This is a genomic window from Paraburkholderia sp. BL23I1N1, from assembly GCF_003610295.1.
Lineage (GTDB): Bacteria > Pseudomonadota > Gammaproteobacteria > Burkholderiales > Burkholderiaceae > Paraburkholderia.
The window spans coordinates 4,751,546-4,765,791 of the sequence record NZ_RAPV01000001.1 but is presented as its reverse complement, the minus strand read 5'-3'; the positions used below and the strand labels follow the sequence as shown (position 1 = coordinate 4,765,791).

The following is a 14,246-nucleotide window of genomic DNA, read 5'->3' as shown; positions in this document are numbered from 1 at the left end:
TTGGTTGTGGCGTTGGCCTTTCCTTGTTTTCTTAGTGGTCTATTAGCGTTGCCCCTGTGCGGGGCGGCACTTACTTTCTTTGCCGCCGCCGGTGTGTGTCAAGCCAGTTGTCGCATGAACCGTTACACTGCGTGCTTAAACATTCCGGCCGAGGCGTGGACTCTCTCCGGATTCAGATAGACCGAATCCGCGAGATGCCAGTTGCGGATGGCGCCTGACCAGCGTGCGGGGTTTCGCATGCGCGCGTCCTCATAGAGCGCATGCCGTCGGGCCAGCAGTTCGTTGGCTTCACCGCGGTGCCGTTGCACCGGACTGACGTACTTCAGGCCGCTGTGACGGTGCTCCTCGTTGTACCACTGCACGAAGCGCTGTACCCAGGCGCGGGCAGCCTCCAGCGTGTCGAACGGCTGCTCGGGCCACAGCGGACAGTACTTCGCCGTGCGGAACAGCGACTCGGCAAACGCGTTGTCGTTGCTCACGCGCGGCCGGCTGAACGAAGGCTGTACGCCCAGATCGATCATGGCCGCGCGCATCGTGGCGCCTTTCATCGCACTGCCGTTATCCGCGTGCAGCACCAGCGGACGACCCGCAATACCTTCACGCAGACATCCCTTGGCCAGCAGCACACTTGCGTGCTCGGCCGACTCCTGTTCCCACACCTCGTTCATCACCAGCTTGCGGCTGTAGATGTCCTTCATCATGTACCAGTAGAAGTACCGTCCCGCGACGTCCTTCATCGGTTCGACCTTCGAGCGCATGACATTCGTACACCACTGGTGCAACATCGCCGACACGACATTGATTTGCTTGCGCTCGAGAATGTCGCGCAGTTGCTCGCGGTACAGCCACGCCCGGGCCGTGCGCCTGGTGGTGTACTGACTGACGAGCGCCTCGAGGTCTGTCAGTTGGGCGAGATTCAGTTTGTTCGCGTCTTTGAGCAGCGTCCAGCGCATGCCTTTGAGTTGCGGGTCGACCTTCTGTTGCTGCCTGCGCACCGTGTCGAGCGCCTTGGACGCGTGAGCAACGACGTGAAACTTGTCGAAGGTCAGTCGCGCGTCGGGCAGATGTTCATTGACGCCCTTGATGAAAGCTGGCGACATGTCGATGCTGACAGAGCTGATTTGCTCGGACGTACCACCGAGTTCGCCCAGATAGGCCGCAAAGCGTTCAATCGTGCTGGCATCCTTGCCGGTCGTGACGAACACGACCCGCCGCGCCCGCATATCGGCGACCAGCGTCAGATACTCATGACCGCGCCGATACGAGGTTTCGTCAATCGCCCCACTGCCGTCACCTCAGACAGGTCAGCCCCCGCGAGTGCCAGCTCCACATACCGCGAACAGATGGCGTGTACTCGATGCCACGACAGGTTGACCGCACGCGCGACAGCGGCAAACGGCATCTGTTGGGCGAGCATCAGTACGGGTGCCTCGAACAGCAGCGTAAAGCCGCTGAGTTGACCGACCCAATCAGGTTCGACCAACCGCACGGAGCCATCGGGCAAGCGCACACGCGGCACCCGCACTTCCAGGAAGCAATCGTGTTGAAAGAAATTCAGGTGACGCAGACGCTTGATTTGCGTGTCGTGGACAGGATGCTCACCGGCAACTCCAGCATAGGCAAACCGGGTGCCCGCGACGAAGTCCACGGCAATGGTGAGTTGATGCTGGGCGGCATCAAAGTCAACGCCTTGAACGTACCAGGGCGCGGTTATTCCAGGAGCGGATTCGAACAGTTGATTCGTCATGGTTGCTTTGTCTTGCGTGGCTGGTTGCCGCATTCTGCCGCAACCAGCCACGGCTCAGCCTATCAATTCTGGGCGCCTCAAGGATTCGCTTCGCCGGCCTTACGTCCGTCCTTGACCCGCCAAACCTAGTCGAGTAGCGCAAGGGAATCGCACCCTCACGCTCTCACAGATCCGGACGTGAATCTCTCGATTCATCCGGCTCCTATCGCCCAACCGTCGCCTCTATACCCCAGTGGGCGAACAAGCCCGGCTGGCGAGATTTGACCCCCGCCAGCCAGACCCATGCCCGTGCCTGACGTCGCTGGAGAGACTTGTATTTCCGTTGCGCCCAGTGCACCAGTGCAGCATCGACCGCACGCAGTGCCTTGGCGAGCGCAGAGCGAGTGAACCGCCCGTAGTACTGCATCCAACCTCGCAGGATCGGGCGTGTTTGGTCCGCCAGTTCATTCAGATCCAGATCGTATCGACGCAACAGCCCCTTGCGGCGCATCTCCTGACGCATCGCGCGGGCTGCCTTGTTGCTTACGGCCGGAGTGAAACCTACGGACAGCTTACCCATCCGGTTCATGACACTTCGCGGTCTGAACGTATAGCCCAGGAAGTCGAACTGACAGATCGGATAGTCGGCACGCCTGTTGGCCTGCTTGCAGTACACGATTTTGGTCTTTTCTGGATGCAGATCCAGCTTGCACTCCGCAAGCCGCGCCTCCAGTTCCTGCTTGAGCCGCCGAGCCTGCGCTTCGCTCTTGCAGTGGCAAATGGCGTCATCGGCGTAACGCTCGAACGGCACGTCCGGATAGGACTTTTGCATCCACCGGTCGAACGCATAGTGAAGAAACAGATTCGCCAGCACCGGACTAACGACACCACCCTGCGGGGTGCCCTTCTCCGGTTTCACTACGGTCCCGTCCGGCATGTGCACCGGCGCCTTGAGCCAGCGCTCGATATACAGCAGCACCCACGCACAGTCCGTATGGCAGCGCACCGCTCGCATCATGAGTTCCCAATCAATACTACCAAAGAAATTCTTGATGTCGAGGTCCAGCACCCAGTCATGGTTCCAGCATCGCTGCCGGGCCATTTCGAGCGCCTGATGCGCCGACCGTCCGGGACGATATCCGTACGAATCGTTGTGGAACACCGGCTCCACAAGCGGCTCCAGATATCGCTTGACCACCGTCTGGGCGATGCGATCTGAAATCGTTGGCATTCCCAACGGTCTCGTCCCTGCACCCCCGTCCTTTGGTATGTCAACCCGCAAGACCGGCGGCGGAAGGTAGCTGCCAGACGACATCCGATTCCAGATTCGATACAGATTGTTCTTCAGATCTGCCTCGAATTCCGTCATCGACTGCCTGTCCACACCCGCCGCCCCGCGGTTGGCCTTCACTTGCTTATACGCCTCCCACACCGCTCGCCTGGAAATACAAAACGGCTTTGCGTTATTCACCCCGGTCCTCCTCTTTCAAGTTGCCGACGTGATAACGCCGGACGATGACGCCCCTTCGGTCCAGTCCCATTACAGAACCCTCAACCCTACTACGGGCGTCTCCGCCCCTGTGCCCCGCATCGGTACTCTCATCCTTGCGGAGGCCTTCCGCTTGGATTTCTCCCTTCGCATCGGGACGACAGGTTCCCAAGTTCCTTACCAAAGCCTGAATCAAAGTCACGCCGCCTTTATGCCGGATGCCGATGGGGCCGTCAGCAGGCATCGCCCCATCTTGTCCCGGAGCAAGTGGGCTCTCCGGTTTTGACATCAGTTCGTGAAATTATCGACACGTCATCAGCGGTTCACTTACGTTCGTCTCTTTGATTCCTACCTGACAGAGTAGATCCCTGCCTTTTCCAACAACGCTCACCACGAAGGCTCTTTACCCACGCAGCTTGTGGCGGTTTGGAGCCCGCTCCTGCAAGCCGACTCCGAAGGGCCTTCCTTCATTTTTGGTAAAGCTCCGCAAACATCGGTCGATTGACGCTCGCGTTCTTGGCACACCCCACTCAAAATTCAAAAGAGGCACAAAACCTCTACCTCTTCGGCACCCCCTCCCTCCACTCCCCCCAATGCGTAGCAATATCCTGCACAAGCGGATTCCCCGACCTGTACAGGTTCTCAATAGCAATGGTAAAGCCCCCTTGCGCAGCATAGTTAAGCAGATTATCCGCACTAGTCTGCCCATCATATGGCCGATCAAAATCAGACCCGGCCCGCAACACCGCAACACGGCTCAAATCAACCTTATGCACAGAAGCCGCGCGCTTAAGCGCCTCATACGTCGCGTTATCCTCCTGCTGCGTCGTGCAATAAACCCCATTGCCATCGGTCAGAATCTTCGTCCAATCCCGAGCCCGCTGCCCAAGCAGCGTCCCTGACCACCAGGTATCCCCAGCCAGCGTATCGCATTGAATAACCGTAGGCGGCCGGTTCGCAGGCGCATATGAGTACTTGGCCCGCGCAGCCTGAGCCTGTGCGTTATCAGACAGCACAACGCTACGCGACAAAGCAAACGCCGTATCGGCAAGCTGGGTATTCAACTGAAACACCTCCGTCCGATAGTCGAGCGGCGGCTTGTCGGCAGGACTTTTTGTATTGATCCCAAGGTAGCCGGTATTCCAGCCTGGCGGGATCTCGCGCCCATCGATCTCCCACTGAATCCCGAAGTCCACCAGGTACTTCGCCCACGCGGCGGACCCAACCGTGCCCTGCTGCGGGTCGATGCCGGCAATCCCCGCCACCATAAAGTACGTATGCCGTAAATCGAAACGCGGCGAGAAGGTCAACGCCATGATCGACGCCGCAGCGTTGCTATGCCCCATGCCCGTGGTCATGACACACACGTCCTGCTTGTTGCAATGAACCGTCGGGTAATCGGGCGACAGGCCGTCGACCGTAATCTCGCGCCATGGCCCGAGCCGATCGAGCCACACCTGCCCTTCGGGCCCGAACATCGAAATGATCATCACCTTGACCGGCCGCCCATGCGAGCCGCCGTCGTTGTCGTCCGCGCTGGCAGGGCCGGACGTGAAGGCGGCGCATGCCGCGAGCGTAATTGCGGAGATTGCACCGAGTGTGCGAGTCAGCATCGTGATCCTTCCTTTTTGCTTGTGATGCAGATTGGGAGAGGGGCTGCTTTCAAGCCGAAAGAAGTATAGATGCGAAGAAATTATTTTCCACTAACTATTGCTGCAGTTCATGCGCCGCGATTGAGCGCCGCCGATCCGTACGTCCGGTTGGCCTGTCCGTCCCACTGCACGTCAACGCGCACGTTCCTATAATGGAGGACCCTCAGCACGCACCGCGTTTGTGCGCTTCAACACAGGAGCACCACGATGGATTATGTGAAACTCGGCCGCACCGGCCTCGATGTATCGCGTCTTTGTCTCGGCTGCATGAGCTACGGCGTGCCCGCTCGCGGCACCCACCCCTGGTCGCTCGACGATGAAGCGGCCCGCCCCTTTATCAAGCAGGCGCTCGACCACGGCATCAATTTCTTCGACACCGCCAACGTCTATTCGGACGGCACCAGCGAAGAAATCGTCGGCCGCGCGCTGAAGGACTTTGCGAAGCGCCACGAGATCGTGCTGGCTACCAAGGTGAATAGCCGCATGCATCCGGGCCCGAACGGCGCGGGCCTGTCGCGCAAGGCGATCATGGCGGAAATCGACAACAGCCTGAGACGCCTCGGCACGGATTACGTCGATCTGTATCAGATCCACCGCTGGGACTACGGCACGCCGATCGAAGAAACCATGGAGGCGCTGCACGACGTCATGAAAGCAGGCAAGGCGCGCTATATCGGTGCGTCGTCAATGTACGCGTGGCAGTTCGCCAAGGCGTTACACGTCGCAGAACGCCATGGCTGGACGCGTTTCGTGACGATGCAGAACTACGTGAACCTGCTGTACCGCGAGGAAGAGCGCGAGATGCTGCCGCTGTGCGAAAACGAAGGTATCGGCGTGATTCCGTGGAGCCCGCTGGCACGCGGACGCCTGACGCGCGACTGGAACACCGAAAGCGCACGCTCGGAGACCGACGAATTCGGGCGCACGCTATACGCGCATACCGAAGACGCGGATCGCCGGATCGTGGAGCGCGTCAGCCAGATTGCCAGCGAACGCGGCGTGCCGCGCGCGCAAGTCGCGCTAGCGTGGGTGTTGCAGAAGAAGCCGGTCGCCGCGCCCATCGTCGGCGCAACGAAACTGGATCACCTGGACGACGCGGTCGCGGCATTGTCGTTGAACCTGAGCGCGGACGAAATCCGTCAGCTTGAAGAACTGTATGTACCGCATGCGGTGGCGGGCTTCAAATGAGCGTCCAATTCCAATTTTCCGGCTAGTGGGCGCAAAAGGAGGAGCCTGAGTGGAACCCTGAGCCGGATCCACCCGCCGCAGAAGAACCGGACGTACACCGCAAGCGAAACAATGCATCAAACCCGCGGCACGTCCGGTTCAAAAAACACCCAGCGCACTTGTGGAAACGCCGCCTGCAGGTCCGCTTCGATCACGTTGATCGCATCAACCATCGCGCGCCCGCTCGTGTAGTCGATCATTTCGGCCTGCACAGCCACCACCACGTGACGGCCCCACTGCAGCGTAATCATGTTGATGATGCTGCGAATCTCGGCGCGGGCGCGCAGATGCGCCTCGATCGCGCGACGCACTTCCGGCCCCGCCGATTCGCCGACGATCATCGACTTCACTTCGCGCGCCACCAGCCACGCAATCACCATCAGCAACAAACCCACGCCGATGGAACCCAGCGCGTCGTAGACGGGATTGCCCGTCACCATGGTCAGCAGCACGGCGACGAAGGCGATCGCAAGACCCGCCAACGCGGCAATGTCCTCGCCGGCCACCACCAGCAGTTCGGACTCGCGCGTTTCGCGAAACCAGCGCCACAGGCTTTTGTCGGGATGCGTCTTGCGGATTTCCTTCACCGCGCCCCACAGAGAAAGCGCTTCGAGCACCACCGAAACGCCGAGTACGACGAGCGCCACATACGCATACTGCAAAGGCTCGCGCGCAAACAGACGATGCACGCCCTCGTACACCGAAAACGCACCGCCGACAAAGAACAGCAGCAACGCCACCAGCAGCGAATAGAAATTGATCTCGCGGCCGCTGCCCATGGGATGCAACGGGCTCGCGGGCTTGCGCGCTTCACGCAAGCCAAAAAGCAGCAGCAGTTGATTGCCGCAGTCGGCGGTGGAATGAATGGCTTCGGCGAACATCGAGCCGGAACCGGTAAACGCGGCGGCAGCGAACTTGCAGACGGCAATGCCGAGGTTGGCGGCAAGCGCATAGAAAATGGCTTTCGGCGATTCTTCTTTCATCGTCGTGGCGGGGGTCCGTGAGTGTGCAGAGTGCTTTCGGTTGGCAAGAGTCCGTATTATGGACATGCCAGCCGGCATGCGTCCAACCCCGGCGCTGTTTTGCGCCGGGTTCCGTGACGTATGCAACGCATCCGCCCTAGCTTGCGGCTCCTGGCGCTATGCCCGTTCGAGCGCAGCCATCTCTCGCACGATCACCAGCAGCATCGACAAGCTCGCGCCACCCGTGGCCCGCAGATCGGCAAGCAGGCGCGCGTAACGCTCGAGTTGCGCGGCGCGCTTCTCGCGCCATGTCTGAACCAGACCCTCCGGCGTCGACGCCTCGTCGGCGTCGGCCAGCGCGCTCATCGTCAGCGCGCGTTTCAGGCGTGCGAGTTCCGCCAGCGCGGTGGCGCGCGCCAGCATGTCCCAGTGCGTGGGCGCCGGCAGTGCGGCCGCGCGCTCGCTGATCCAGCTGTAGTTCAGCAGCGTTCCGAGCGCGAAGTAGACCCCCGTCACGAGTTCGAGGCTGCGCCCACCGCTCGACGACACTTCGGCAATGTCGAGCAAAGCCGCCGAGATTTCGCCGCTGGCGATACGCACCGCCAGCTCGCTATCGACCCCCGCGTCCACGAGCACGCGTTGCCGCTCGGACAGCGCGTCGAGATCGGCGACGGGCAGCAGCGCGGGCCATTGCGGCGCGAGGCGTTGCGCCGCATCGCGGCAGCGTGCGAGCAGTCCGGCAACATCGCCGTCGCTGACCGCTCCCGATTGCAACTGCCGCAGGAACCACAGCGCCGAACGTTCGACTAGCCGCGCCACTTCAACGAACATGCGTGCCTGCACGTCGTCGGCGACACGGTTATCCAGTGCGTCGATATTGCGCCACACCTCGTCGAGATCGAACACGTCGCGCGCCATGATGCAGGCCCGCACGATATCGCCGGGCTTCGCATCGGTCTCTTCCATCAGGCGATGCACGAACTCGCAGCCCACGCGATTCACCAACGCATTGGTCAAATGCGTGGCGAGTATTTCGCGCCGCAACGGGTGACGCTGCATCGGTTCGCTAAAACGCTGCCGCAACGGCTTCGGAAAGTATTCGACCAGCATGTCGCTAACGAGCGTGTCTTCCGGCATCGACGATTCGAGCAGCGCGTCGTACAGCCACATCTTGCTATAGGCCAGCAGCACCGCGCGTTCGGGCGTGGTCAGCCCTTGTTTCGCGGCGAGGCGTTCAGCGACTTCCTCATCGGTCGGCAAGAACTCGATCACGCGGCTCAGGCGGCCCGCGCGTTCGAGGTAACGCATCAGGCGCGCTTCGGCATCGAGCAATTCGACGCCGTAGCGTCCTGCAATGGAGAGCGCCTGGGTCTGGTAATAGTTGTCCTGCAAGACGAGCAGGCCGACTTCGTCGGTCATTTCCGCGAGCAGTGCATTGCGCTGTTTCTCGGTCATTTCGCCGTCGGAGACAACCAGACCCAGCAGAATCTTGATGTTGACTTCGTGATCCGAACAATCGACCCCAGCGGAGTTGTCGATCGCATCGGTATTGATGCGGCCGCCGCGCTGCGCGAATTCAATCCGCCCAAGTTGCGTGAGACCGAGATTGCCGCCTTCCGCGACGACCTTGCAGTGCAGATCGGCGCCATTGACGCGGATCGCATCATTGGCGCGGTCGCCAACCTGCAGATGCGTTTCGCGGCTCGCCTTCACATAGGTGCCGATACCGCCGTTGTAGAGCAGATCGACGGGCGCCTGCAGAATCGCGCGCATCAATTCAGCGGGTGCGAGCGCCGGTGCGCTGATGCCAAGCACCGACTGCACCGCCGGAGACAACGGAATCGTCTTGGCCGTGCGTGGAAACACCCCGCCACCGGCCGAGATCAACGACGGATCGTAGTCGGCCCAGCTCGACCGGTCCAGAACGAACAGGCGCCCCCGTTCGGCAAGGCTGACCGCCGGATCGGGATTCGGATCGAGGAAGATATGCCGGTGATCGAACGCGGCCACCAGTTTGATATGCGGCGACAACAACATACCATTGCCGAACACATCGCCCGACATATCGCCGACGCCAACCACGGTGAAATCGGTCGTCTGCGTATCGACGCCCATTTCCCGGAAGTGCCGCTTGACCGACTCCCACGCGCCGCGCGCCGTGATCGCCATTTTTTTATGGTCATAACCGACGGAACCGCCCGACGCAAAGGCGTCGTCGAGCCAGAAACCATATTCCTGGGAAATCGCGTTCGCGTAGTCGGAGAAGGTGGCGGTGCCCTTGTCGGCGGCGACCACCAGATACGGATCGTCGGGGTCGTGCCGCACCACATCGGGCGGCGGCACCACCGTCGTACCCGCGAGGTTGTCGGTCAAATCGAGCAGGCCGCGCAGGAACGTCTGATAGCACGCAATGCCTTCGCGCATCCACGCGTCGCGCTCCGTCTGCGGCGGCGGATTCTTCACGACGAAACCGCCTTTGGAGCCGACCGGCACGATCACCACGTTCTTCACCATCTGCGCTTTCATTAATCCGAGCACTTCCGTGCGGAAGTCCTCACGCCGGTCCGACCAGCGCAGCCCGCCGCGCGCGACACGGCCGCCGCGCAAATGCACGCCTTCCACACGCGGCGAGTACACCCAGATTTCGAACATCGGTTTCGGTTCGGGCAAACCGGGTACTTGCGCGGGGTTGAACTTGAACGACAGATACCGCTTGGGATGGCCGTCGGCATCGAAGCGATAGTAGTTCGTGCGCTGCGTCGCCTTGATAACACCGAGGAATTGCCGGAGTATCCGGTCCTCGTCGAGATTCGGCACCTGATCGAGCGCGCCGTCGATCGTCTTCAACAAGCCGTCGACGCGCGCCTCACGCGTATCGCACAACACCGGATCGAAGCGCGCCACGAACAACTCCACCAGCATGCGGGCAATCGCCGGATTGCCGGTGACCGCGCGTTCGATATAGGCGTCGCTGAAGGTCGAACCCACTTGCCGCAGGTACTTGGCATACGCGCGCAGAATCGTCACCTCGCGCGCGCTCAGTTGCGCGCGCAACACGAGGCGGTTGAAATCGTCGCTTTCGATTCCGCCAGTCCACACCTGTTCGAATGCATCTTCGAAGAGATTCTTTACGCGTTCGATATCGAATTCCGCATCGTCCGCGAGTTCGAGGCCGAAGTCGTGAATCCAGGCCGGCGTGGCGTCGATCGCTTCGATCAGATAAGGCCGCTCTTCATCGACACGCACGCCGAGATGTTCGAGCATCGGCAAGCTGCGCGACAACGCAATCGGCAAGCCCGCACGATAAACCTTGAAGCGAAACGCGCGCGGCCCGGCTTCGATCGGGCGGTACAGGTTCATGGCGAGCCGCTCGCTGCCCTGCACGCGCTCAATCAACTCAATATCCCGCACCGCGGTGCGAGCCGGATAGTCGTCGCGATAGCCGGGGGGAAACGAATCCGCATAGTGTTGCAGGAGACGGTTGCCCTGCTCTTCGCCGAATGCGTCGAGCAAGGCATCGGCGAGATCGTCCTGCCAGCGGCGCGTGACCTGCACGAGCCGCGCTTCGAGTTCGCGCGTATCGACGTTGGGCATGCCACCCGGTTTCGCACGCACGACGAAGTGAATGCGCGCGATGGCCGACTCCGACAACAGTGGCGTGAACTCGACACTTTCCCCGTTGAATGCGTCGGTCAGCAGGTTGGCAATGCGTCGCCGCAGATCGGTGTTGTACTTGTCGCGTGGCACGAACGCGAGACACGACACGAAGCGGTCGAAACGGTCGCGCCGCACGAATAGACGCGTGCGCTGATGCTCCTGCAATCGCAGCACGCCCAGCGCGATATCGTAGAGCTGGTCTTCGTCGGCCTGAAAGAGTTCGTCGCGCGGATAGGTTTCGAGTACCGTCACCAGCGATTTGGCCAGGTGGCCCTTCGGCAGGAAACCGGCCCGCCGCACGATGTTCGCGCATTTGCGCCGCACGATCGGAATTTCCGAAGTCGAAACCAGGTACGCGGTAGACGTATACAGGCCGATAAAAACGCCGTTCGCCGCTGACCTTGCCATCCGCACCGGTCAGCTTGATGCCGACGTAATCCAGATAGCCCGGCCGATGCACCGTCGCGCGCGAGTTGGCCTTGGTCAGGAAAATGGGCCACGAGCCGGAGATAATGTCGGCGGCCGCCGGTGACAGCGGTGTGACTTCGGGCGCGCCTGCGGGACGCATCGCGTCACGCAGGATGCCGAGTCCAGAGCCCGGTACCGGGCGCAAGCCAAAGCCGATATCGTGCTGCACCAATTCATAGTCGCACTGGCCAAGAAACGTGAAGTGATCGGCCACCATCCATTCGAGGAATGCTCGAGCCTCGACACCTTCGGGCCCCGCCTCACCGGCCTTCATGCCTTTGACGGTGGTGCGCGCGAGTTCAACGATCTTCGGCCAGTCTTCCACCGCCGCGCGCACGTCGCGCAGCACTTTGGCGATCTCGTCACGCAAGGCGTCGAGCTTCGCTGCGTCGCCGCAACGGTCGACTTCGAAGTGAATGAACGAGGCAAGCTGCGAGCGCGTATCGGTGGAATCTTCAGCGCCCTGACCGACTCGCACGATGCTGCCATCCGGCCCGCGCCAGATCCGAAACACCGGGTGCACGACCGAATGCAGCGCAAGCCCGAGGCGGTTGACCGCCATCGATACTGAATCGACCAGAAACGGCATGTCGTCGTTGACGATCTCGATCACCGTGTGATCGGAATGCCAGCCATGCTGTTCGAGTATCGGGTTGTAGACGCGCAGCCGTTCGCTGCCTGGTACGAAGCGCTGCGCGGTTTGCCAGTGCGCGAGCGCCGCGCCGTAAAGATCGGCGATCGCGCGGCTCTGCAGATCGTCGGCGTCGACGAAATCGTAGTAGTGCCGCAGGAAAGGCTCGACGACTGTGAAGGTCGGCTCGGGCAAGCGCCCACGCGCAAATTCGAAGACATCGTTCAGCAGGTGCGTGACGGCTTCTTCATTCTTTGCTTGCATGATCAACTCCCCTGGCGGGCGGCAATAGCGAGTATCGCTTGATTCGCATGCATCGTCTGAACGGGGATTATGCACCTGCCACCCGAAAAACGATGCGCGAGCTCACTTAGGTTATACCCGTTGCCAGCGAGCATAAGGCCGCTGTTTAAAACGCGGCCTTCGATTCGCCAGCCGCTTGACTCAGCCATGCTTGAACCTGTTCGCTGGTCCACGCCGGGTCGTCGTGCGGCAGGTCGTGACCGGCCCATTGATGCTCGCGATGCGCTGCGCCCCACGCCATCGCGAGCTTTGCCGAACACACCGGATTGACCAGCTTGTCGGCGTGCGAAGAAAGAACAAGCAACGGGCAAGGCGGTTTCGTTGCAGCCGCGCTAAAGCGCGCGGCGGCCCACAGCTGCCGTAACGCATTGCCTCGGCTCACCGGCGCGCTCTGGCGAATCTCGCTCCATGCCTCGATATCTGCGCCCAACGCGCTGACGTTATTGCACGTAAGCCGATGAATGCCGCTTTCCGCACGCGGCGCGTCGCGCCAGTGTGCCGCGACACCCAATAGGCCCGGCCATGCGGATGGACGCAAGCGCTCATGCATACGGCTGAAGGGCCGCATGCTGGTATTGATCAGCACGAGCCGCTCGATCTCGCCGGGATGCCGCTGCGCCCAGTCGGTCGCCACCATGCCGCCCAGCGACATCGCCAGCACGCGATAGGGACCCGTTGCTCCGGTTTGCAGCGCAGCAATCCGCACGAAGCCCACCATATCCTCGACTGCGGCCGGCGCGCGCAAGTGAGCGAACTCGCCGTTGCCAGGCAGATCGAGCAGCAACAGGCGTTCCGTGCCGGTCGCCTCGCGCAGCAAGTCGGGCAAGCGACCCCAGTGGCGTGTTTCGCGCGTCAGTCCACGCAACAGAATCCACGTGCTCATAACGCTTCCGGTTGGGTCCAATGGTCGATCGCGCTTTGCAGCAATTGCTCGCGACGATGACCCTGCGGCAACCAGCGTTGCGACGAGAACGCCGCGCGTGCGAGGAAATCGAGCAGATTCGCATGACGCCGCAGCACGCGCGCGGTGCGATGCGCCTTCACCGGATTGAACATGCCCTGACGCGAAAACAGTTGGCGCGGGTTCTTCTTGATCCACAGCCACGAACCGAGTTCGAGCGTCATCGGCAGGAAGACGTTCGGCGCGGGCGTACGGTCGTACGCAAAGTCCCACAGATCGCCGTGCAACAGATATTGATGGCTCTGCGGTTCGAACGCGTAGCCATGATGTGGATGCGCGCGCTCGAACATGGTTTTCAGCACGTACATTTCCGGCAGATGCTGCATCGGCTTGCGCGTGCGCGCGTAGGGAAACCAGATGCTATCCCGCCAGCCGTAACCCGAGTGGCAGTCGAGCGCAATGCTCAGGGGCCGCGCAGCCAATTCGGTTTCGACTACCCGCAAGAGCGCCGCCGCCTCCGGCTCCATGGGATCGCCTTGCTTGCCGCGATACCAGGGCAGCCATGCGCCCACCCGCTGGCCACCGGCAAGCAGCGGCACGCGTTCGTCGGCATTCTGCGGCGCGTTGCGCATCAGATCGACGCCGTTGGGATTGGCGCGCGTGGCGGCCCACATGCCGCCAGGATTGACGATCGGCATAAAGATCAGACGAATCGACTGCAATTGCCGCACCAGCAGTTCGTCCCATTCCAGCCGGGCGAGCAGCGCGCGCATGTAATCGAGCACGAGTTGCGAACCGATCCGCTCGAGCCCGTGAATGCCGCCAAAAAATCCAATGGCCGGTGCAAGTCGATCGGTCGAACCGATACTCGCGGTGTGCACGGCGAATTGCCGGCCGCGCACCGTCGTCTCGCAGACCGTGCGAATCTCGAAACTGGCACTGCCCTGCTCGAGGATCGTCTTGAGATCTTCGTACTCCGCAAAACTGTCGGGGAGAAAGCTCAAAGGCTGCATGACGACATCGAATGGAACTGCAAGGTTATTGGGGACGGCACACCGAATGACGCAATATAGCCTGGCAACGGGCGATCATGCGCAGCCAGGCCGATCCAATGCAAATCGTGTCATACGGGTGACATTTTTTATTCGGGAAAGTGACTTTTTCCTGCCTTTCCGGCGACGCAAAAAAGACACATGAAGATATAGTCGTCTAGACGTTGCGATGCCTTCA

6 protein-coding genes and 2 pseudogenes are annotated in these 14,246 nt (G+C 61.3%); 1 reads left to right on the top strand and 7 read right to left on the bottom strand.

The features are described 5' to 3' along the window. Positions 1-122 precede the first annotated feature (122 nt). The 3 genes and pseudogenes from B0G76_RS42965 to B0G76_RS22245 all read right to left on the bottom strand — a co-directional run bounded on the left by B0G76_RS42965 (position 123) and on the right by B0G76_RS22245 (position 4,828). Positions 123-1,747 (bottom strand): annotated as a pseudogene (locus tag B0G76_RS42965) (ISL3 family transposase). 202 nt (positions 1,748-1,949) lie between these two features. Then, the gene (gene ltrA / locus B0G76_RS22250; RefSeq protein ID WP_120294462.1) at positions 1,950-3,197 is read right to left on the bottom strand and encodes a group II intron reverse transcriptase/maturase; all 1,248 of its coding nucleotides are present in this window, start codon (positions 3,195-3,197) and stop codon (positions 1,950-1,952) included. 575 nt (positions 3,198-3,772) lie between these two features. After that, positions 3,773-4,828 carry a purine nucleoside permease gene (locus B0G76_RS22245; RefSeq protein ID WP_120294461.1) on the bottom strand — a complete coding sequence of 352 codons (1,056 nt, stop codon included), beginning with the start codon at positions 4,826-4,828 and terminating at the stop codon, positions 3,773-3,775. A gap of 246 nt (positions 4,829-5,074) precedes the next feature. Between B0G76_RS22245 and B0G76_RS22240 the strand changes: the two genes are divergently transcribed. Continuing rightward, positions 5,075-6,055 carry an aldo/keto reductase gene (locus B0G76_RS22240; RefSeq protein WP_120294460.1) on the top strand — a complete coding sequence of 327 codons (981 nt, stop codon included), beginning with the start codon at positions 5,075-5,077 and terminating at the stop codon, positions 6,053-6,055. A 116-nt stretch (positions 6,056-6,171) separates the two neighbouring features. Here the strand turns inward: B0G76_RS22240 and B0G76_RS22235 are convergent, their stop codons facing one another. The 4 genes and pseudogenes from B0G76_RS22235 to B0G76_RS22220 all read right to left on the bottom strand — a co-directional run bounded on the left by B0G76_RS22235 (position 6,172) and on the right by B0G76_RS22220 (position 14,029). After that, positions 6,172-7,077 carry a cation diffusion facilitator family transporter gene (locus tag B0G76_RS22235; RefSeq protein ID WP_120294459.1) on the bottom strand — a complete coding sequence of 302 codons (906 nt, stop codon included), beginning with the start codon at positions 7,075-7,077 and terminating at the stop codon, positions 6,172-6,174. Positions 7,078-7,233: 156 nt separating this feature from the next. Further along, a pseudogene (locus tag B0G76_RS22230) lies at positions 7,234-12,076 on the bottom strand (NAD-glutamate dehydrogenase). Between the two features lie 145 nt (positions 12,077-12,221). Further along, positions 12,222-12,998: an alpha/beta fold hydrolase gene (locus B0G76_RS22225; protein ID WP_120294458.1), complete on the bottom strand. Its 777-nt coding sequence runs from the start codon at positions 12,996-12,998 to the stop codon at positions 12,222-12,224. Continuing rightward, positions 12,995-14,029: a M14 family zinc carboxypeptidase gene (locus tag B0G76_RS22220; RefSeq protein WP_120294457.1), complete on the bottom strand. Its 1,035-nt coding sequence runs from the start codon at positions 14,027-14,029 to the stop codon at positions 12,995-12,997. The genes B0G76_RS22225 and B0G76_RS22220 overlap by 4 nt, the downstream gene beginning before the upstream one ends. Between the last annotated feature and the right edge of the window lie 217 nt (positions 14,030-14,246).

Coding starts and splice junctions, on each gene's coding strand:
- B0G76_RS22220 (WP_120294457.1), bottom strand. CDS start 14,029: ATGCAGCCTTTGAGCTTTCTCCCCGACAGTTTTGCGGAGTACGAAGAT.
- B0G76_RS22235 (WP_120294459.1), bottom strand. CDS start 7,077: ATGAAAGAAGAATCGCCGAAAGCCATTTTCTATGCGCTTGCCGCCAAC.
- B0G76_RS22240 (WP_120294460.1), top strand. CDS start 5,075: ATGGATTATGTGAAACTCGGCCGCACCGGCCTCGATGTATCGCGTCTT.
- B0G76_RS22245 (WP_120294461.1), bottom strand. CDS start 4,828: ATGCTGACTCGCACACTCGGTGCAATCTCCGCAATTACGCTCGCGGCA.
- B0G76_RS22225 (WP_120294458.1), bottom strand. CDS start 12,998: ATGAGCACGTGGATTCTGTTGCGTGGACTGACGCGCGAAACACGCCAC.